This is a genomic window from Bradyrhizobium sp. SZCCHNS2022 (assembly GCF_032377575.1).
Classification (GTDB): domain Bacteria; phylum Pseudomonadota; class Alphaproteobacteria; order Rhizobiales; family Xanthobacteraceae; genus Bradyrhizobium; species Bradyrhizobium aeschynomenes.
In genome coordinates, this window is sequence record NZ_JAUHHZ010000001.1 from 1,417,278 (window position 1) to 1,438,983 (window position 21,706).

Consider the following 21,706-nt stretch of genomic DNA (forward strand, 5'->3'; position numbering starts at 1 on the left):
CGGCATGAGCGCTATCGACAATCTCCGCGCCGCTGTCGAAGCCGCTGCCGGTGACACGGCCTTCGCGCTCGATGCCGCGTTCCTGACGGCGGGCCTCGCCGATCCCGCCGTGAAGCTTCCCGCTGACTATGACACGTGGCTGAGCCAGGCCTTCTTCCTCGAGGCCGCAGCCGACTTCAAGGTGACGGTGGCAAAGTCCGACGTCGGCCCGGTCGATGGGACGGCGTTCACGGTGCAATCGGCGACGATCCCGTTCGTCGGTGCCTCCGCGCCGCTCGCTGCGAAGGCCACGCTCGTGTTCTCCGTGGACGCCGACCAACTGATCGTGCAGGCCGAGGCGACGCCGTCGAACTGGACCTGGACGAGCAGCTTCGCCTTCATGGGCGGCTTCCCGTTCAATCAGTTCGGCACGCTGAAGAACGTCAGCTTTGTCTTCTCGACGGCGACCGGCACCTACCCATATGGCGACTCCGCAGGCCGCGCCGTGAGCGGCGGCGCCGTGCAGAATTTCGTTGCCAAGGTCGCTCTGCCGGATGTTGCCAAGCCCTTCCTGCTGCTGTTTCCGGGCCTCACCGTGCCCGCGGGTGATCTGCAGCTGAGCGGCGCTCTCAACATGGGCATCTTCAACGGCGAGACCGTGCTGTTCCCGCCGGGACAGCTGCGGGCAGCGATTCAGGACGGCACGTTCAAGCTCGCGTCGCAGTTCACCGTCAAGGATCCCAGCCTGGCTCTGACCATTCCCGCGCCCGATGGTGCGGACGAGGTCGACGGCGTGCTGGTGCTGGCCGATCCCGCCGATCCGGATGCCGGCGATCAGGCGCCGACGCTCGCGATCTCCTCGCAGTTCGACGTCGGCAGCACCGGCTCCTACCAGCTCGACGTCGAGATCACGCCCGGCGCGGACGCCAACTACTCGGTGGCGCTCGCCGTCGTCGAAGGCGGCGCGCCGCTGACGCCGGCGACGGTGATCGAGGTGATGGGCGGCAATGGCGGCTATCTCGCCGCGACGCCCGACGTGCTGCAGCAGTTTCTCGCTTTCGTCGGTCTCAACGGCTTCTCAATCGCCGGCACCCTCGGCCGCTCGCCGACGATCACGGCGGTCTCGATCGAGATCGGGAGCTCCAAGGATACCAGCTGGCAGATCCTGCCGCCGACCGGCGTGCTCGACTTCAAGATCACGAGCTTCTCGCTGCAATGGTCGATGGCCTATCCGTTCGACGGCGCCAAGCGGCAGCAGACCTACGATTTCACGACCGAGTTCGTGCTGGCGCCGAGCGTCTTCAAGGGGCCGGACGGCGAGGGCGACGGCGTGTTCACCGTCCAGTTCACGTCGGCCAAGCAGTTCTATGCGTCGTTCGCGGGGACCGCCAAGCTGAGCGACTTCCTGACGGCGCTGTCCGGCGGGGCCGTCATGCTCGACGTCGAGAATGGCGGCGATTTCGAGCTTGGCGACATCGCGGTCGCGGTCGATTACGGCGCGCAGAGCTTCCAGTTCGATGCGGGTTTCAGCCTGACGCTCAACCTGCTGAAGATCAACGATCAGCCGATCCTTGCCGTGCGCGACGGCACGGTCTCGATCGCGGCGCAGACTCCGACGCAGACGGAGGGGGGCGGCAACGCGACGACGTTGCTGCGGGCCACGCCGCTTCCGATGCTGCAGACCTCGCGGGCGGTCGCCTTGCAGACCGCCTCGCAGACGCAGTGGAAGTCGAGCGTCGCCGGCTTCCTCGACGTCGGGCCGCTGCACACCAAGGTCAGCGTGACCTATGACGGGTTCGAATCGCCCAAGCGATGGGATCTCGCCGCCTCGCTGGAGGAGCCGCTGAAGGTCTCGGAGCTGATCAACCAGTTCTTCTCGCCCGGCAGCGCCTACGGTTTCCCGAGCTTCCTGCCCGGCAATCTCGTCATCGCCGAATTCGGGATCACCGCGACCATTCCGGCCGAGCAGGGCGAGTTGAAGACGAGCTACGACATCACCGTCGGGTTCAGCTGGACGTTCACCTTCGGCGACCAGACCGTCGGCATCGATCCGGCGCGGCTCGGCGTCAGCTATGACGGCAGCAAGCCGGCGCAGCAGCAGTTCTCTGGCTTCGCGCAGGGGACCTGGGTCTACACGGCGATCAACCTCAAGCTCACGATGGGCTATGAGTTCAAGACCACCGAACTGGGCTCGAACAACATTCTGTTCGTCGACTGGGAAGGATTTCGCGCGACGTGGGAGAGCGGCAAGGAGCTGGTCACGTTCAGCCTCAAGGGCTGGAGCATCGGCTCGCTGGTGCAGGCGCTGGTGCGCACGCTCGGCAACCCGTATTTCACGCTGGACTCGCCGTGGGACCTGCTCAACCAGATCTCGCTCGATGCGCTGCGCGTCAACGTATCGCTCAAGAACGGCGAGAGCTTCTCGCAGCGCCTGTCGGCCAGCTACGAGCTGTCGAGCCCGATCAATCTCGGTTTCATCAGCATCACTGCGCTGACCTTCCGTCGCGGCACCGACGGCAAGGTGACCCTCGCCATCGAAGGCTCGAGCCCGCTCGTTGCCGACGATCCGGCGTTCAAGAATCTGCTGGATCCGGCCAAGGGGCAGGACGTGCAGAACCTGCCATCGGTGCCCGGCCGCGGCGAGGAATGGTTCAAGCTGTTCCTGCTGGTGCTGGGACAGCGTATCGGCATCACCGGTCATTCCAGCTTCAACAGCACCAAGGAGGTGATCTGCGCGCTGCAGTCCGTCCCGAGCACGACGGGCAAGATGAATCCGGTGGATCCCAACGCGGACCAGGGCGGCGCGCCGGGGCTGCCCTATTACGACCAGTCGAACAACTGGCTCATCGCCGGGCATCTCGGCCTGATGAAGGTCGCCGGCACCTGGTCGATCGATGCCATGCTGGTGTTCAACGACCCCAACCTCTACGGCCTGCGGCTGGCGCTCGCCGGCGAGAAGATGGGCGGGCTCGCCAATCTCGTCGTCGACATCCTCTATAAGAAGATCACCGACGACATCGGCGTCTACCAGATCGATTTCACCTTCCCGGACATCATTCGCAACCTCAATTTTGGCGCCGTCTCGATCACGCTGCCGCAGCTCGGGATCAAGGTCTACACCAACGGCGATTTCTTCATCGATATCGGATTCCCTTACAATCTCGATTTCCGCCGCTCGTTCTCGATTTCGGTGATCGTCTACGGCGTTCCGGTGCTGGGCGCGGGCGGCTTCTACATCGGCAAGCTCTCCAACGCGACGTCGACCAAGATCCCGAAGACCAATCTCGGCACCTTCGATCCGGTCATCGAGTTCGGCATTGGGCTGCAGCTCGGCTTGGGCTACAATTTCGAAAAGGGTCCGCTGAAGGCGGGCTTTGCGCTGACGGTGTTCGGCATCGTCGAAGGAGTCGTGGCGCCGTGGCATCCTTATGACCCTGCGCGCACACTGGCATCTCGCGCGAGCAGCGGCGCGCTGCAGAGCGACTATTATTTCAAGCTGTCGGGAACGGTCGGCATCATCGGGCTGCTGTATGGCAGCGTCGATTTCGCGATCATATCGGCCTCCGTCAACGTCAAGATCGTGCTGTCGATCCAGCTCACCTATGAGAGCTATCGCGAGATTCCCGTGGTCGCCAGCGCCAGCGTGACGATCAGCCTCAAGGTCAAGATCAATCTCGGCCTGTTCTCGATCTCGATCAGCCTGTCGTTCTCCGCGCAGGTGTCTGCGACCTTCGTGATCGGACAGACCAGCACGGCGCCGTGGGAGGTTCAGGGGGGACGGGCCGACGCGCTGCTGATGCAGCGGGCTCACGCGCGCGGACCGGACGCGGTCATGCGGCTGGCGCGCAGCTTGAAGCCGCGTCCAAAGCGGCTCGCGCCGGCTGTCGCGCATCGCATGGGCCTTGCGGCCAGTGCGGGAGACAAGCCCAAGCTGTCGGTGATGGCGGGGGCGCAGTACACCGTGCTTGCTCCGGAGGGCGCAACGGATGCGGCGTCGAACCAGGGCGCTTTCGTGCTCCTGCTTGCGATGGACGCGCCGGATGCCGCTGCGAGCGTTCCGTCCGCCACCAAGACATCGTTCGACGTGCTCGCCGAGGTCTACTTCCCGTGGATCATCGATGCGCTGGGCAACGAGAGCGGCCATGAGGCTGAACTCGCCGAGACGCTGGCGACGTCGGTGTCGCTCACCCAGCTGGAGGCCTATGTCGCTCGCCTCGCCGACACTGCCGATCCATTCCTGTCGATCACCGGGCTGCTGCAGTTCCTCGCCGACGGGTTCAGGCTCGACATCTTGAACCCGGCGACGGCTCAGTCCTCGGGGCTGAAGGCCAAGCTCGACGCCGGCTCCGTGCTGTTTCCGGTGTTCGACGGATTGAAGCTGCAAGTCCCCGCCTTGTCCGGTGGCCAGACCTCGCCGATCGCGTTCGAGACGTACGCCACGGCGACGCCCGGCTATGCGACTGCGGTCAGCAACATGTTCGCGCAAGTGGCCGCGGACATCCAGGCTCAGAACAAGGAGATGCGCCGGCTCGCCGCGGAGAACGATGCGAACTCGACGGAGTCGATGGCTGCTCTGGTGTTCGTCGACACCTTCACGCTGATCGCCCGCCAATTGCTCCAGGCGGCGGCCGACGCGCTGAAGAGCTACGCCTATCCGCTGGCGCCGAGCAGCGCCATCGGTGGGATCCTCGACGAACTCAACAGGATTCCCGGCAATGCCTTGACGATTGCTGATGTCGTGCAACCCAATGTCGATCATGCCCTGGGGGCCGGACTGTCGCTGCATATCGAAGGCCTCGAATACGTGGTGCAAACCGGAGACACCCTGCAGAGCATCGCGGACCGCTATTCCGATGCGGTGAAGCCGCCGCGCTGGACGTCGACGCCAGACCGCCTGATCGTCGCCAACCGGTCCCGCCATATGTTGCAGGGAGGCGTTAGCCTGACGCTGACCAACAGCCAGGGCCAGCAGCAGGTTTACGTGACTCGGCAGGGTGACAGCTTCGACGACATCGCGCTGCAGCTCGGCGCTATCTCCATCGACGCGCTCGCTGCACAGGGCGTGCTCTACGGCGCCGTCGGCCTGCTGCAGCCGACCTTGCCGCTCGCGATCTGGCCGATCGCCTACAAGACGGAGGGAACATCCGGTCCGTCGTCCGATACGTTGGCCAAGGTGGCGAGCCTGTTCCAGACCACCTCTGTGGCGGTCGCGGATGCCAATCGCGACGTGCCCGGCCTGTTCTCTGTGGAGGCGGAGCGCGGCCTGCTCACGATCGCCAATCTGGAGGCGCAGTCGGTTGCGGCGCTGTGGTCGGCGATCGCTGCCACCGGCCAGGTCGGGCAGACCGCCGGCATGGTCTCGCGGTTCCTCGTCTACGGGCTACGACTGCCGATCCTGGATGGACTGACGCTGTCCAGTGCGTTCCTCTATCCGCGGACACAATCGGGATACGGCGTCTATCAGCTCACCGGCCAGCAGTTTCCGACTCCCAACGCTGCCACGAGCTACAAGATCGACTTCGCGCGCGAGAAGCAGAGCCACGGTGTCCCGCTCGACTTCATCTTGCTGAACGACAGCACCGATCTCAGCATGGAGGTCGATCTGAGCCAGGCCTATGCCGCCCTGAACGTCGTGGTCAGCTGGGCTAAAGCTCCCGGCAATTTCGCGCCGAGCCCGACCTTCGCGGCGTTGCCGCTCGCCGAGCGCCAGCCGCGGCCGTTTACCGCCAGCGGCTATGCGCGCTGGTCGAGCGGATCCGTCGCGAGCCTGTTGGCGCTGACCAATCGCGGCGGGGTGGCCGCGGCCGGTGATGCCGGCGCGCAGGTACAGCCGACGTTGTGGAGCCTGCCCCCGGCGCAGACCAATCTGGTCGCCATGCGCGAGCAGTCGATCCGCGCCGTCATGCCAGATCTCCGCTCGACCTACGCGCTGCTGCCCAAGTTCCAGCCACAGATCGGCCGCAGCAATCCTGCAACGGGACGCACCGACTACGCTGGCATCGCACGGTGGGCCTGGTGCACGCGACTGGACGTTCAGATCAAGCGTCTGCCGGACGCGGCGGCGATCGCTGCCCGGGGCGTCGGTGCCGGCGATCTGCCGAGCGGTCCGGCGTCGTCCCCAACGCTGCCGTTCGTCTATGAGCTGGTGGGACCCAGCTCGGAGGATGCGGTGCGGCTGCAGCGCATCCTGACCGCCATGGACGCGCTGGGCGAAGGCATCGCCTCTGCCGTATTCCTGCTCTACAATCAGTCCGGACCTGGCGCACCGATGCTGGTGACGCCGGCGGATGCCAACTTTCTGGCCTTCATCACCCAGACCAACCTGTCGACCGAGACCAATCCGGCCGCCGCTCTCCGGCTGATGCTGGCGGCCGAAGGCGCTCCGCCGCGCGGGATCGCCAATTCCCCGGCGCAGTTCATTCGCCTGATGTGGGAGCTCAGCACGGTCCGCAGCGGCGGCTACTATCTCTACTACGAGAACGTCGAAAGCGGCGAGGGCCTGCCGGCCGCCGTTTTCGACTCGTCCGGCTCGGGCATTGTGACGGTGGTCGTGACGTTTGCGGCGCAGGGCAGCAACTCGTTCGGCACGACGCTTCCCGACTTCGTCAACGCCTTCGTGACGACCGACGCCGTCGATCCGCAAAGCGACCTGGTGCAGACGGTGTCGCTGGCCTCGACCGGCCCAACGGCCCCGGTCGCGGCAGGAGCATCGCTCGACGCGCTCGCGGCGATCTACGGCCCCGGGCCCGGAAGGATCGCCGAGGTCAACGCGACCAGGCCGCTCGCCGCGGACGCGCTGGTGCCGATCGTGGGCGCGGTGCGCCAGCTGACCGACGCGGATCTCGTCCGTGGCGCCGGCGGCGTCATCGATGCGCCGGCCACGCTCGACAAGCTCGCCAAGCTGTTCTCTGCCGGAGCCGTCCATTCCATCACCGGCCAGGACATTGCGGCGTTCAATCCTCAGGTCGCGGTTGCGCTCGCGGCCGTGTTCTACATTCCGCCGCTGACCTACCAGGTCAGTTCCTCAGCCGCGCCCGGGATGAGCTTCGCCGCCATGGCCGCCTATTACGGGTTGGATGTCGACCTGATCGCCCGGGGGGCCAGCACTGCGCCGGGACTGTTCCCGGTCAATGCCGTGCTCGATCTCGATCCGCAGCTGTTCTCCCTGCGCGATCAGTTGCCGCCGCAGAACATCGGGTTCTCCCTGACGCGCGAGAACCTCGGTCTGCCGCCCGACGATCCCGCAGCGCCCGACTTCGCCAGGAAGACGATGTACCAGCTCTACACCTCGCTGGCCGCGGGGCTCGCAGGCAGCGTCTTCTACAAGGCGAGTCCGCTCGGCATGCCGTTCGGTCCCCAAGACCATGACGACGATGGGTCCAGCGCGTTCGAGAGCCATGCGCGCTCTGCGAAGACTCGCGGCAGCCGCCTGGCGCAGGTCGCCATGGCCGATCTCGACTATCGCCAATCCATCGGCATCGCTGCGCAGTTCGCGCTGGTCAACGCCGCGCCCAATCCACCCGATCCGGATCTGCCGCCGAAGGCGGGCAATCCCTATCTCGGTGTCGGCACCATGGCGCAGGTCGAGCTGCAATGGCGCGACATCTTCGGCAACACCACCGTGACGCCGTTCGAGGCGCCGCCGCAAGGCTATCGCGGCGCGCTCAATGGCGCGGCGGTGCCGATGCTGTATCGCGACGAACTGATCGGGCTGGGGTCCTGGACCAACACCAACGCCAGCTATACCTACGAGGCCAGTGGCGGGGCCGCGTTCAAGCTCTCTCTGTCTCTCAACGGTGCCGCCTATACCGGCCCTGATGGTGCCGCGCGGGCCGCCGACGATCTCTCGCTTTACACCCGGATCTACTATCAACTGCATCAGGACTATTCGACCAATGTCGCGGTGCACGTGCCGGGCGTGTCCGGAAATGCGGTTGCGATGCGGCTGTCGAATTCGCTGATGGCCAAGCCCGATGTGGATCTCAGCGACGTGCAGGCGGACATCATCCGCGGCTATGTGCGTGCCTGCGTGCTCTACCTGAAGCGGGTGGCGCAGGGGCAGACGCCAGCGGCTCCGGCAGCGTTGCTGTCGATTCCGATCGACGTGAATGCGATCGCCGCCGGCAACATCCTCGAGCTCGATGTGGCGCTCACGCTCAGCCGTAATCCGCTGCTGGTCGATCCGGCGGTGGCAGCACTGCTGGGCGGCACCGGCGTGGCCTCAGCGATCCTGCCGCGCGCCGATGGCGATGGCAACGTCGCCTACACGGTGTTCAGCAAGGCGTTCGAGGCGATGTTCGCCACGGCCGACTGGTATCTCAAGGTCGGGCAGGGCCTGTCCCGCGACGGCGAGGATGCGGCGGACGGAGCTCAGCAGCTCTGGGCCGTCCGTTTCGGCCGGGCGGCCGGCCAGGGTATTCACTTCAAGCTGGGGACATCGCCGAGCTACTTCGCGCCGAAGCCGATCGCCAAGGCGCTTGCAAGCGGCGATGCGACGATCACGCGCTATGACAGCGGCGACTCCGATACGCTGCATCTCGACGGCGTCGATCTGAACCAGTGGTTCCAGAGCGCGTTGGATGCGATCGATCAGTTCCTCTCGGCTGATTACGCGCCGCACGCCTTCATCCTCGACCGGATCGACGGTGTGACCGATCCACTCAAGAACGGCTCGCTCGGCAGCGTGCTGTCGACCAAGGAATTGCTGGCCGATACGATCAGCCTGAAGACCTTGCCGGTGCTGTCGACCAGCGCGGGCGATCCTTCGACCGGATTCGCCGCCAGCGAGAAACTGCGCCAGCAACTGCTCAATCAGCTCGGCGCAGCCTATCGCGCCGGCGCGGCCGTCGTGTTCGGGCTGACCGAGGTGACGGGCGGCGGCGACAACAATCCGGCCGGGCCGCCAAACCTTTACGGTCAGCCGGGCGGTAGCATCAAGGGCGCCGCGGACAATCAGAATTTCACGCTGACACCAACGCGCATCCCGCTCGGAGAGGTCTACGATCCCACCAGCAAGAGCTGGTACGATCCGCGGCTGGCCTTCGTGTTCGCGACCAAGAACGTCGTCGACCAAGCCTATGTGCCGCTCAAATTGACGCTGTCGCTCAGCCATCTCGAATTCGAACGGCGCACCGTCGCCGGCATCGAGGGCTATGTCGATTCGCGATGGCTCGCCTTTGTCAACGGACCATTCAGCTACCCGCTGGCCGGCGACGAGGTCGCCAACATCCCCGTGGTCAATCGCGATCTGCCGACGCCGCCGACCGTCTCCGCGCAGCGGGCACAGCAGCTCACCGGCGAGGGCGCGACGGATCCGTCGAAGCTGAGCGCCTGGAGCTATGCGTTCGACTATCTCTATCAGCAGGCGGCAGCGGATGCGGTGTCCTGCACCGTCGAGTTCAACCGTCCGAATCCGATGACGCTGCGTGGCGCCGCGCGGCTGGACGGCGAGCCGGACCTGTTCACCGCGCTCGCGCAGTTCGTCACCAACTATCCGGCCATCCTTCGCGATCTCAATCAGTCTCTCGTGAACATCGATGGCGCAGAGCCTGATCCGGCCACGCTCGCCGCCGCGCGCAAGGCGACCGCCGCGTTTGCATTGGAGACCAAGCAGATCGCTGATGCCTACGCGCGGGAGACGGTCGGAGCTGCGAAGCTTGCGGCTGCGCCGGCGCATGTGATCGTGAAGTTCCTGTCGACGCTCGACGGCACCAAGGACGGACATGCGCGCACCAATCTCGTGAACATCACCATCGATGGCCTGACGGCGAGCTGGGATGCGGCAGCCAACACGATCTCGAACGGGATCACCACGCTTCCGGCTCCCGTGATCGCGATCGCGCCCGAGCTCTATACGCCCCAGGCCGTACCGCCAGCGGAGCTGCCGGCGGGGGTGGAGATCGCTTATGTCTATGCGCGTCAGGTCGACGGCAAGACGGTCTATCTCGGCGAAGAGGAGGCGCGTGGGCTGCCCGCCCGAACCGTTTCGGTATCCCCACTCGATGTGCTGCTATACCAGAGCGGCTGGGCGTCGGTGTTCGTGCAGCGCAATCTCGCGCTGTTCCCGCTGGCTGATCTCAAGACCACCAGCACCAACCCGGCGTTCCTGTTCCAGACGCCGGAGGTGCGCTTTGCCTCCACGGTCGTTCCACAGCTGAACTACAACGCGTTCTCGCTCGACGCGATGTCGGGCGCGTCCGGCAACCTGGATGCGCGTTTGACGACATTCTTCGCGGGGCTCTATGCCGACGGCAATGGCAGCACCAGCGACGAGGTCGCGATGCAGGGGATGTACAGCTACGAGATCGTGGCCGGCCAGCCGGCAATTCCTCGCGTGCGGCTGCCGATCAACCTGCTGACGCCGACCCCGTCGGTGGTCGATCCAGGTGTGAAGCCGGCCTTCGTGGCCCCGTTCGCGCAGATGATCGACGCTTGGCGGGGGGCAACCAACCCGACGACGTCCGGCCACGCCCGTGTCGAGATCGAGCTGAAGGTCTTCGGCGGCGTCGGCGATGCGACGCAGCCGTTGATCCAGGTCAGCCGGCTGACCCACGACGTCGCGAGCGCCTGAGCGCGCTCGGCCGGCGCTCCTGTCGGATGCCGCCGCAGCGGCCGCACGAGGGGCCTGGCGCGCTCGGAGAGATTCGAACTGAGCTCCTGACCGATTGATTTATATGAATTATTTCGCAGGGATTTAAATTCGAGGGACAAGCCAAGGGACAGGTTGTTCCGTCTTGCAGTTATCAACAAGCTTCTTGCTCAAATGCTGGTGCGTCGAACAAAGCGTGGGTTGCGGGGAGGGCGCTGTTTGCTCCTATTCAATCGATGGGTCGCTACTGACAGCTACGTCTTCTGAAAGCGATCAGCCAGCAGGGTGAGGCTACTCGCTCTTCCGCTAATATCATCGATCGCTCGACTTGGGCTAGCCACAGGCGCATCCGGCACAAAAGCTCCACGACGTTACACTGTGAACTGCCGACCTTGGGCGCCGCTTGTATTTGCTCGCTTCTGAACCTGCAAGCAGACCGTTATGAGCGGTGGTATATCGTTCAGATTTGTTGATTGTTTTTGTTCGATCTTAACCGCGTTCGTGACCGTTTGACCGCTTCGTTTCCGGTGCGAAACAGGTGCGGCTGAGACGCAGCTCGACGTTCAGGCTGGCAATCCTGATGTAGCTAGCTAAAGTTCGATCTCCTCGCATCTAGCATACTGAGCTTGCTATGCCGCACACTGCTCGAGGCAGCGGATCTGTTCCGCCATTCGGAGGGCAGATCTCTCGCGGCCCAGCCGGTCCGCCGGCGGCGGCAGATGTTCGGGGCAGTCCGGCGTCAGGCCACATTATGCAGGCCGGCGTCCACGTAAATAGTGTCGCCGGTCATGCCGGACGCGCCGCCGCCGACCAGGAAGGCGACGACGCGGCCTATCTCGGCGATGTCAACCAGACGATGGCCGGGGCTGCGGGACACGGCGGCTTCGATCAGCTCATCGAAATGGGCAATGCCGCTGGCGGCGCGGGTGCGCAATGGGCCGGGTGAGACGGCGTAGACGCGGATGTTCTTGTCGCCGAGCTCGGCCGCGATATAGCGCACGGCGGCCTGCAGCGAGGCCTTGGCAAGCCCCATGACGTTGTAGTTGCTTACGACCTTGTCAGCACCGTAGTAGCTCATCGTCAGCAGCGCGCCGCCGCCGGTCATCAGCGGCTCGGCGGCGCGGGCGAGCTCCAGGAACGAATAGACGGAGATCCGCATTGCGCGGGCGAAGCCGTCGGCGGAGCAGTCGATGACGCGTCCGTGCAGGTCGTCCTTCGGCGCGAAGGCGATCGAATGCACGACGAAGTCGAGCCGGCCCCAATCCTGCTTGATGCGCGCGAACACCGCTTCGAGCTCGTCCGGCTGCTCGACGTTCAGCGGCAGCAGCAGGCTGGCGCCGATCTGCTCCGCGAGCGGGGTAATGAAGTCGCGGGTGCGCGCGTCGGCATAGGTCAGCGCCACCTCGGCGCCGAACGCTCGCAGCTTGGCGGCGCAGCCGAAGGCGATCGAGCTCTCGTTGGCGACGCCGACCACGAGGCCGCGCCGCCCTTTGAGCATGTCGCCGATCCGGTCGTCGGGATTCCACACGGTCGGCAGCGGATCGGGCGAGCGGGTGGTGTCGGGCATGATGCTCTCCTGTCAGGCGACGTCGCGGATCGCGCCGTTCTCCCTCAGCGGATCGTCCGACACCGCGGCGAGCGCCAGCGGAGGCAGGCCGAACGCCTCGCGCAGCCGCTGCAGGGTGCGGATCGTGTTCGGCTCCATGTCCTCGACGCTGCCCGCGATGAACTCGACCACGTCGATGGCGCGGTTGCGGTCGTCGACATCAGGCAGCAGCTCGCTCAGCGTCTTGATGGCCTGCTCCGGCTCGAACTCGACGATGATCGACTGCTCGCGGATCAGCGCGGCGCGGCGCTCGGCGCCGAGGGAGGCGAACGGCTCGTCCCTAGTCAGCACCTTGGCGGAGCGCTCGAGCCGGTCGCGGCGCACCGAGCCGCGCGATTCCGCGAGCAGGATCAGCATCCGGATCACCGCCTCCTCGAAGCCGCCGCGATCGATGCCCGGCAGGATCGCCTGCACCTCGGGCAGGAAGCGCAGCTCCTTCGGCTCGCGGTGGACGCGCTGGAAGGCGTGGGTCGAGGCGATCGCATCCATCAGCGGCGAGCTGTAGATCGACAGGAACGTCGCCTCGTAGAGGCTGTCGCGGATGTCACGGGCCACGTCGAAGGCCTGGATCACGCTCTTGGCCCAGAACTGCTCGAGCGCGAGAAACGGGTTCGATGGTGCGGCCGGCGTCCGCGCCGCGCGCGCCTCATCCGCCGCCTTGCGGATGGCTTGTGTCACAGCGTTGTCGTGGCCGAGGGCGCGGCGCTGCAGGCGCGCAGGATGCGTGTCGCTGATCAGTCTGGCCATCTCATCTGTCACCACCGACTGCACCAGCGGGCGGGCGGTCAGGTCGTACAGCTCGGCGCCGAGCTCGGACAGGCGCGCGACGGCGGCAAAGCCGCGTTCCTCGCTGCGGTCGTTGTCATCGATCGCCAGAATGTCGGATATCCTGCGCTCGTGGAACGAGACGTGGAAGCGCGCATCGATGCCCTCGCCGAACTGCTCGTCGATCGTCATCTCGTAGAGCCCGGGCGCCAGCGCCTCGATTGTCTTCATCGTCGAAGCGACCTCGGCGTGCTCCTTCCTCGCGATCGACGACGACACGAAGATGCCGAGATGGCCGACCTTGTCGTGCACCATGTAGATGATCCGCTGGCCGCGGATGCGGATCTCGTGCTCGTCGGCATAGGTGTCGACGATCCAGTTCAGCGCCTGCTGCGGCGGGGTGATGTTGTCGCCCCAGCTCGCGAACACGATGATCGGCGAGCGGATCGCCTTGAGGTCGAGCTGGCGGCCGCGCTCGATGCGCGCCTCGCCGCGCGACAGCCGGTTGCCGATAAACAGCTGCTCGACGATCCAGCGGATCTCCTGCTCGTTCATGAAATGGAAGCCGCCCCACCAGCGCTCGAATTCGAGGAAGCTCGCGCGGTTATTCTCGGGATTGGAATAGAGGTCGAAATACTTACCGAAATAGTTGCGGCCGGGATTGAGCATCTCGAAGTTGGACACGAGGTGCACGCCGTCGAACTCGCCGGCACCGAGGTCGGACAGCACGAGTGCCGGCAGGATACCGCCGAGCAGGCCACCATTGTAGCGCATCGGGTTCTCACCGAGCCGGCCCGACCAGTACGCGACCGGCGCGCCGTTGACGACGAGAGGCCCGGTGATGTCGGGATTGGCCGCGGCCAGGACCAGGGTCGCCCAGCCGCCCTGGCAGTTGCCGACGATAATCGGCTTCGGCGCCTCCGGATGGCGGCGATGCACCTCCGCGATGAACTCGGCTTCCGCGCGCATCACGTCGGCGAGTGTCTGGCCCGGCTCGGGATGCGGCCGAAACACGACGAAATAGACCGGATGCCCGTCATGTAGGGCGACGCCGACCTGGCTGTCCTGCTTGAAGCCGCCGATCCCCGCACCGTGTCCGGCGCGCGGGTCGATGATCACATAGGGCCGCTTCCACTCATAGGTGACGACGCCCGCGGGCGGCAGGATCTTGAGCAGCATGTAGTTGACCGGCCGGGGCAGGCTGCGGCCGTCGAGCGCGACCTCGTGGTCGTAGATCAGGACCGGCGGCGTGCCGGCGGCCTCGTGCTGGGCATCGTTGTCGGCGCGCTCGCGCAGCACGTCTAGCGTCAGGGCCATCCGCTGGCCGGCGTCGATCCAATAGTCCCTGACATGGTCGAGCAGCTTGCCCTGTGCCGTGCCGCTGAACGATTGCGCGAGACCCGCGCCCTCGCTGATCAAATCCTGCACCCGCTTGCCATGCTCGCGGGCGAACTTCTCCAGGTGCCGGCTGAGGCTCTGCGAGACGCGCTGCGTCTGCGTCGTCGTGATGCCGGCCGCGCCGAAGGAGCGGGCAAGCGCGGTGGCGGGGCTGTAGGGCGACGACATCGATGTTTCCTCTGGTCAGGCGGTCAGGCGCGTGAGCATCATCGAGTCCGCGGGGGCTTGCATCAGGCCCAGGATCTCGGCGGTGTGCTCGGCGATCATGCGGTCTTCATCGGTCGGAATGACGAGCACGGTCACTCGGGAGCCGGGCTGGCTCACGGTTTGCGCGTTGCCCGCATTGGCCTCGCGGTCCAGCGCGATGCCAAGCCAGGCCATGTCGCCGAGGATCTGCTCACGCACGTGCCAGGCATGCTCGCCGATGCCGCCGGCGAACACGATGGCGTCGACGCCGCCGATGGTGGCGGCGAGCCCGGCGATCTCGCGACGGACCCGCGCAACGAAGTAGTCGATCGCCTCGCGCGCCTCTGGCGCGTCGGACGCCTCGAGCTCGCGCATGTCGTTGGAGAGACCCGACAGGCCCCGCAGCCCGGAATCGTGATAGAGCATGTGGGTGATCTCGTCGGCGCTCATGCCCTTCTCGGTGAGCAGATAGAGCACGACGCCGGGATCGAGCTGGCCGCAGCGTGTGCCCATCGGCAGGCCGTCGAGCGCGGTGAATCCCATGGTCGAGGCGATCGAGCGGCCATCGCGCAGCGCGCAGACCGAGGCGCCGTTGCCGAGATGGGCGATGATGACGCGTCCCGACGCGAGGTCAGGCGCAACGCTGCGCAGCCGCCGCGAGACATATTCGTAGGACAGGCCGTGAAAGCCGTAGCGGCGCACACCCTCGTCGTAGAGCCGTCGCGGAAGTCCGAAGGTATCGGCGATGAACGGGTGCTGGCGGTGGAAGGCCGTGTCGAAGCAGGCGACCTGCGCCGCGTCGGGAAAAGCCTGCAGCGCCGCTGCGACGCCGGCGAGATTGTGCGGCTGGTGCAGCGGCGCCAGCGGCACGAATTGCCGCAGGCGTTGCAGCGTGTCGGCGTCGATCACGACCGGCTCGGCATAGTCGGGCCCGCCATGCACGACGCGGTGACCGATCGCTACGACTTGAAAACCCTGTTCGTGTTGCCGCAGCCAGTCGATCGCCAGAAGGAGTGCAGCGCCGTGATCGACCGTGCCCCTGGGCGCATCGATCGGCTGCATCTCGGCGGGCCCGCCGGCCGGGCCGGCCTCGAACGTCGTGTCGTCACCGATATCGTCGATATGGCCTCTGGCGACCGCGCGCAGCGCGCCGGCGCCGATCTCATAGGCTGCGAACTTGATCGAGGACGAGCCGGCGTTGACGGTGAGAATGACATCGGTCATCGGCTACTCCGCCGCCATCGCCTGCGCAGCGCCGGTGAAGGCGCGGCCCTCGCGGCGCCAGTGGTGGTAGAGCTGCGCCAGCGCGCAGGAGGCGAGCCGGGCGCGGTCATTGTCGGCGCGGCTGGTCAGCATGACCGGCACGCGTGCGCCGACCACCAGACCCGCGGCTTCGGCGCGCGCGATGAAGGTGAGCTCCTTGGCCAGCATGTTGCCGGCCTCGAGGTTCGGCACGATCAGCACATTGGCGTGCCCGGCGACCAGCGAGGCGATGCCCTTGGTCTTCGCGGCTTCCATGTCGATCGCATTGTCCATGGCCAGCGGGCCATCGACGATGCCGCCCTTGATCTGGCCGCGTTCGGCCATCTTCGACAGCACCGCGGCGTCCAGGGTCGAGGGGATGTTCGGATTGATGGTCTCGACTGCCGAAAGCACGCCGACCCGGGGACGGTCGAGCCCGCAGGCGCGTGCGACATCGATCGCATTCTGGATGATGTCGACCTTGGCCAGCAGATCCGGCGCGATGTTGATCGCGGCGTCGGAGATGAACAGGATCTCGTCGAGGGTGGGTACGTCGAGCGCGAACACATGGCTGATCCGGCTCGTGGTCCGCAGTCCGCCATCCTTCTTCACGACCGCCGCGAGCAACTCGTCCGAATGGATCGCGCCCTTCATCACTGCGCCGGCTTCGCCCGCCAGCACCATCGCGACGGCGCGGGCGGCGGCGGCACGATGATCGGTCTCCGACACCAGCACCCAGCCGCTGATGTCGGCCTCGATCGCGCGCGCCGCCGCGGAGATGCGATCGGGATCGCCGATCAGTACCGGATGGATCAGGCCGCGTTCGGACGAGAGCAGGGCGCCAGCCAGCGAGTTGTGATCTTCCGGGCAGACGATGACGGTCTTGAGCGGCGGCAATTGCGCGGCGAGGTCGATCAGCTTGGCGAAATGATCGGCATGGTCGACGATCAGCGCCGGCAGCTCGCGCACGGGCCTCTCGATCGAGATCATCGGTGCGTCGACCTCGGCAAGCCCCGCGCAGACGAGGTCGCCAGCCTGGTCGGTGATGTCGGCGCGAAACACCGCGATGGGCTGCTCGCGCTTCTCACAGCAGGTCACAGTGATGCGCAGGCGGTCGCCGACATGCACGCGCTTCCTGAAGTCGAGTGATTGCGAGCGATACAAGGTACCAGGGCCCGGCATGACGTTGCCGAGCACCGCCGAGATCAGCGATCCGACCCACATCGAGGGCGCCACGACATCTTTCGTGCCATGATTGGTGCTCCCGTCCGGCAGCATCAGCGGATTGGTATTGCCCGAAACATGGGCAAACAGGACCAGGTCCTGAATCGCGCATTTGCGCTCGATGGCCGCGGTGTCGCCGACCTTGAGCTCCGCCCAGGTCTTGTTGCGTATGGTCGGTGTCATTTCGCGCTCCGTTGCCGAAAGTCGCATCACTCGACGGCGTCTGTCGGCACGTCTGCTGCGTCTTTTGATGGACGGAGCGGCGGCGTGATACGGCTAGCTCTGGCTATACGATCCAAGCGTGACGGCTGATTGACTGCGTCGTCCGTCAAGCGTTCCGATCGCGGTGCGACCGTGTGTCATCTGCGCTTTAAATCCGCGCTCCACAATCGGGCTTCCCAAGTATGGGGTAACGGGGAGCCACATGGCCGAAATCACAGTCAACCAAGCCGTCGGCGACGAGCGGCCAATTCAGCCGGCCGGACGGCCAAATCTCGACAAGGGCTTCAACCCGCTGACGATGATCCTCTTCCTCGGCATTCTTGCCGCCGGACTGATGTTCGTCGCCTACAGCATCTATGTCGACGTCGACGCTACCGGCATGAAGGTGACCACCTACCTGCCTTACATGCTGCTGTTCGTGGCGCTCCTGATCGCGCTCGGCTTCGAGTTCGTCAACGGCTTCCACGACACCGCCAATGCGGTCGCGACCGTGATCTACACCCATTCGCTGCCGGCCGAGTTCGCCGTGATGTGGTCCGGCTTCTTCAACTTCCTCGGTGTGCTGCTCTCGAGCGGCGCGGTCGCCTTCGGCATCGTCTCGCTGCTGCCGGTCGAGCTGATCCTGCAGGTCGGCTCCAGCGCCGGCTTCGCCATGGTATTTGCGCTCTTGATCGCAGCCATCGTCTGGAATCTCGGCACCTGGTATTTCGGCCTGCCGGCCTCGTCGTCGCACACGCTGATCGGCTCGATCATCGGCGTCGGCGTCGCCAACGCGCTGCTGCGCGGCCGCGACGGCACCTCCGGCGTGGACTGGAGCAAGGCGACCGAGATCGGCTACGCGCTGCTGCTGTCGCCGCTGGTCGGCTTCCTCTGCGCCGCCGCGCTGCTCTACATTCTCAAATTCCTGGTCCGCAACCCGGCTCTCTATGCCGCGCCGGAAGGCGTCAAGGCGCCGCCGTGGTGGATTCGCGGCCTCTTGATCCTGACCTGCACCGGTGTGTCGTTCGCACATGGGTCGAACGACGGCCAGAAGGGCATGGGCCTGATCATGCTGATCCTGATCGGTACGGTGCCGACCGCCTACGCGCTGAACCGCACGCTGCCGGAGTCGCAGATCGCCAAATTCCAGGAGACGTCGCAGGCGGCCTCCAAGGTGATCGCCGCCAAGGCCGCCGGCTACAACGTGATCGGTGATCCGCGCCCTGCCGTCACGCTCTACGTCTCTCAGCGCAAGATCAACGAGGGCACCTATCCCTCGCTCGCCGTGCTGGTGAAGGATGTCGGCGACCAGGTGCGGACCTACGGCTCGCTGAACAAGGTGCCGGCGGAAGCGGTCGGCAACACCCGCAACGACATGTACCTGGCCTCTGAGGCGATCCGCTTCCTGATGAAGGACAAGGAGAATGACCTCAACAAGGACGAGATCGCGACCCTGAACGCCTACAAGGCCTCGCTCGACGGCGCGACCAAGTTCATCCCGACCTGGGTGAAGATCGCGGTGGCGATCGCGCTGGGCCTGGGCACCATGATCGGCTGGAAGCGCATCGTGGTCACGGTCGGCGAGAAGATCGGCAAGTCGCATCTGACTTACGCACAAGGTGCCTCGGCCGAGCTCGTCGCCGCCGCGACGATCGGCGCGGCGGACGTGTTCGGCCTGCCGGTGTCGACCACCCACGTGCTGTCATCGGGCGTCGCCGGTACCATGGCGGCCAACGGCTCCGGCCTGCAGATGGCGACCGTCCGCAACCTGCTGATGGCCTGGGTGCTGACCTTGCCGGCGGCGATCCTGCTGTCGGGCTCGCTCTACGTGATCTTCAGCCGGATCTTCTGAAGATGCGCGCGGACAGGGCGACGCTTGCAGCCGTGACGGCGCCGCCCCTCGAGGGGCTGGTGTGGGCCTTCCGCTTCACCGCGGACGGCACGCCCCAGCCGCTCGCCAACGACCAGCCGTTTCATCTCGATCACGACGGCTGGTATTGGCTGCACTTCAATCTGGCCGATGCGCGCGCCGTGCATTGGCTCAGCAATTCCGAGCTGCCGCCGGCCGCGCGCGCCTTGCTGCTGTCGAAGGACAGCTTTCAGCAGTTGCATGGCACCGAGGACTGCGTGCATGGCGTGATCGCCGATCTCGCGCGCGACATCGGCGGTTCGACGGAGGAGGCGGGGCGGCTGCGCTTCGTCATGACCGAGCGTCTCTTGGTCAGCGGACGTCATCACGCCCTGCATGCGGTGGACGTAACGCGGCGGTCGCTCGAAGCCGGTCAGCGTGTGCCGAGCGCAGCCGTACTGTTCGAGCGGATCGTGGAAAATGTCGCCGAGGCGATGGAACACATCGTCGACGGATTCGAGCAGCAGCTCGACGAGATCGAGGAGAAGCTGCTGTCGAACGAGGGCGACAACCAGCTTCCCGCGCTCGGCCGCCTGCGCCGGACCTGCGTTAGAGTGCACCGGCATCTGTCCGAGCTGCGCATCGTGCTGCATCGCTTCGACCGCAATGCGCCGTCCGACACGAAGCCCGCGCTGCAGCTGCGCGCCCGCAATCTCGCCGAGCGGCTCGACGCGCTCGATCATATGGTCGTCGAGCTGCGCGACCGCAGCCGGCTGCTGCAGGAGGAGCTTCATCTGCAGATGGAGGAGCAGACCAACAACAGCCTCCGGATCTTGTCGGTGCTGACGGCGCTGCTGTTGCCACCGACGCTGGTGACCGGCATCTTCGGCATGAACACCAAGGGATTGCCGTTCACGGACTCCGAGACTGGCTTCATCTCGGCCGTTCTGCTGATGGCGCTCGCCGCTCTCGGCTCGTATGTCTTGATGAAGCGCATCGGCCTGATCAGATAGAGCGAGCGTCGCGTGACTTTTCGAGCGTCGGTCAGAGTGCAGGTCTCGTCGTTCGCATTTGCATTGCTGGCAGCCTGCACGCTGTGGCCTGGGGCCCGGGCCGACGATCGAGCTTCCGTAGCGGGGCAACAAGATCTCCGGCAGCAGCTCGCTGCTTGGGGCATCCAGTTCAACCTGACCTATATCGGCGAGACCTTCGCCAACCCGATCGGCGGCGTCCGCAACGGCGCGATCTATACCGGGCGGCTCGATATCGGCACGACCATTGACCTGGAGAAGCTGGTCGGCTGGGGCGGCGCGACCTTCCACGCCAATGCCTTCCAGATCCATGGCGACGGCCTGTCGCGCAGCTATGTCGGCAATCTGATGCTGGTGAGCGGCGTCGAGGCGCTGCCGGCCAGCCGGCTCTACGAATTCTGGGTCGAGCAGGCGCTACTCGGCGGCAGGCTTCAGGTCCGCGTCGGCCAGCAGCCGTCCGACATCGAGTTCATCGACAGCAGATATGACGACCTGTTCGCCAATTCGGCGCTGGGATGGCCGGGGATCACCGGCATCATCCTGCCGAGCGGCGGACCATCGCCGCCGCTCGCGGTGCCCGGCGTCCGGCTCAAGGCACAGCTGACGGAGAAGCTCGTCGGCTATCTCGCGGTGTTCAACGGCGATGCGGCGCCGCCAGGCCCCGGCGATCCTCAGCTCAAGAATCCACACGGCATCCTGTTCCGGGTGCAGGACCCGCCCTGGGTGATCGGCCAGCTCAGGTACAATTTCGAGCTCGGCGCGACGGCCTTGCCCGGCACCATCGCGGCCGGCGCCTGGTATCATTTCGGCTCGTTCGACAACCAATATCTCGACTCCGCCGGCCGCTCGCTGGCCGATCCGCTCAGCTCCGGAGAGCCGGCGCGGATGCGCCGCAATCAGGGGGTGTTCGGCGTGGTCGAGCAACTGCTGATGCGGAGCTCCGTGGATCCCGCGAAGGGCGCCGGCCTGTTCATCAGGACGTCGGTCAGCCCCTCCGACCGCAACCTCATCAGCTTCTACATCGATGGCGGCATCCAGTTCACCGGCTTCAGCGCGGCACGTCCCGAAGACAAGTTCGGCATCGCCGCGACCTATGCGCGGATCTCGCGCGACGTCCGCCGCTACGATCAGGATCTCCAGCTGTCCACCGGCATCGCGACGCCGGTCCGCGATTTCGAAGCCGTCATCGAGGCGAGCTACTCGTTCCAGGTCACTCCCAACGTCGCAGTCCAGCCGATCGTCGAGTATGTCATGCATCCCGGCGGCGGCGCGGTCGACCCCAGCGATCCGACCCAGACACGGCGCATCCGCGATGCGATCGTATTCGGCGTGCGCACCACCGCGGCCTTTTGAGGGCCGATGCTCGCAAGATGCGGCGGCCGCTTCCGGGCGTGAAACTCGCAAATCCGGGGCGCACCGTCATTGGGTTCGGAAAATAAAAAATAGACTTGCGTTTTTCCGGAAGGTGTGGTTTTGTCCGCTCATCCCGCCTCATTCGGAAGGGGCGTTGCGCGCGATCGTCACGACACGCGAGGCGGGGATGCGATGGCCGCGAGAGCTCGCAGCATGTCCTCGTCGGGCGTGCGGACGAACGAGCATTTGCGGACGGTCAAGTCGCGTGGTCCTGGCCTCCCGAA

At 65.7% G+C, this 21,706-nt stretch carries 8 protein-coding genes; 4 read left to right on the top strand and 4 right to left on the bottom strand.

Features of this window, described 5'->3' with window-relative positions; genetic code table 11:
• Positions 1-4: 4 nt before the first annotated feature.
• Positions 5-10,549: a LysM peptidoglycan-binding domain-containing protein gene (locus QXZ94_RS06295; RefSeq protein ID WP_315719677.1), complete on the top strand. Its 10,545-nt coding sequence runs from the start codon at positions 5-7 to the stop codon at positions 10,547-10,549.
• A gap of 757 nt (positions 10,550-11,306) precedes the next feature.
• Here QXZ94_RS06295 and fabI read toward each other — a convergent pair.
• From fabI to QXZ94_RS06315, 4 genes are read right to left on the bottom strand one after another with little or no spacing between them, the layout of a single operon-like run.
• Positions 11,307-12,134 carry an enoyl-ACP reductase FabI gene (fabI, locus tag QXZ94_RS06300; RefSeq protein ID WP_315719678.1) on the bottom strand — a complete coding sequence of 276 codons (828 nt, stop codon included), beginning with the start codon at positions 12,132-12,134 and terminating at the stop codon, positions 11,307-11,309.
• A 12-nt stretch (positions 12,135-12,146) separates the two neighbouring features.
• Positions 12,147-14,504 (bottom strand): DUF3141 domain-containing protein, encoded by a 2,358-nt coding sequence (locus QXZ94_RS06305; protein ID WP_315719679.1) that lies wholly within the window; start codon positions 14,502-14,504, stop codon positions 12,147-12,149.
• 15 nt (positions 14,505-14,519) lie between these two features.
• Positions 14,520-15,746 carry an acetate/propionate family kinase gene (locus QXZ94_RS06310; RefSeq protein WP_315719680.1) on the bottom strand — a complete coding sequence of 409 codons (1,227 nt, stop codon included), beginning with the start codon at positions 15,744-15,746 and terminating at the stop codon, positions 14,520-14,522.
• A 3-nt stretch (positions 15,747-15,749) separates the two neighbouring features.
• The gene (locus QXZ94_RS06315) at positions 15,750-17,171 is read right to left on the bottom strand and encodes a bifunctional enoyl-CoA hydratase/phosphate acetyltransferase (protein WP_315719681.1); all 1,422 of its coding nucleotides are present in this window, start codon (positions 17,169-17,171) and stop codon (positions 15,750-15,752) included.
• Positions 17,172-17,412: 241 nt separating this feature from the next.
• Here QXZ94_RS06315 and QXZ94_RS06320 point away from each other — a divergent pair, with 241 nt between their 5' ends.
• Genes QXZ94_RS06320 through QXZ94_RS06330 form a run of 3 tightly spaced genes read left to right on the top strand, consistent with a single transcriptional unit; the run spans position 17,413 to position 21,422 of the window.
• Positions 17,413-19,041, top strand: a complete 1,629-nt coding sequence (locus QXZ94_RS06320) for an inorganic phosphate transporter (RefSeq protein WP_315719682.1) — start codon at positions 17,413-17,415, stop codon at positions 19,039-19,041.
• A 2-nt stretch (positions 19,042-19,043) separates the two neighbouring features.
• Positions 19,044-20,051, top strand: a complete 1,008-nt coding sequence (locus QXZ94_RS06325; protein WP_315719683.1) for a transporter — start codon at positions 19,044-19,046, stop codon at positions 20,049-20,051.
• A 12-nt stretch (positions 20,052-20,063) separates the two neighbouring features.
• Complete coding sequence (locus QXZ94_RS06330) at positions 20,064-21,422, top strand: carbohydrate porin (RefSeq protein ID WP_315719684.1); 1,359 nt, start codon at positions 20,064-20,066, stop codon at positions 21,420-21,422.
• Positions 21,423-21,706 lie beyond the last annotated feature (284 nt).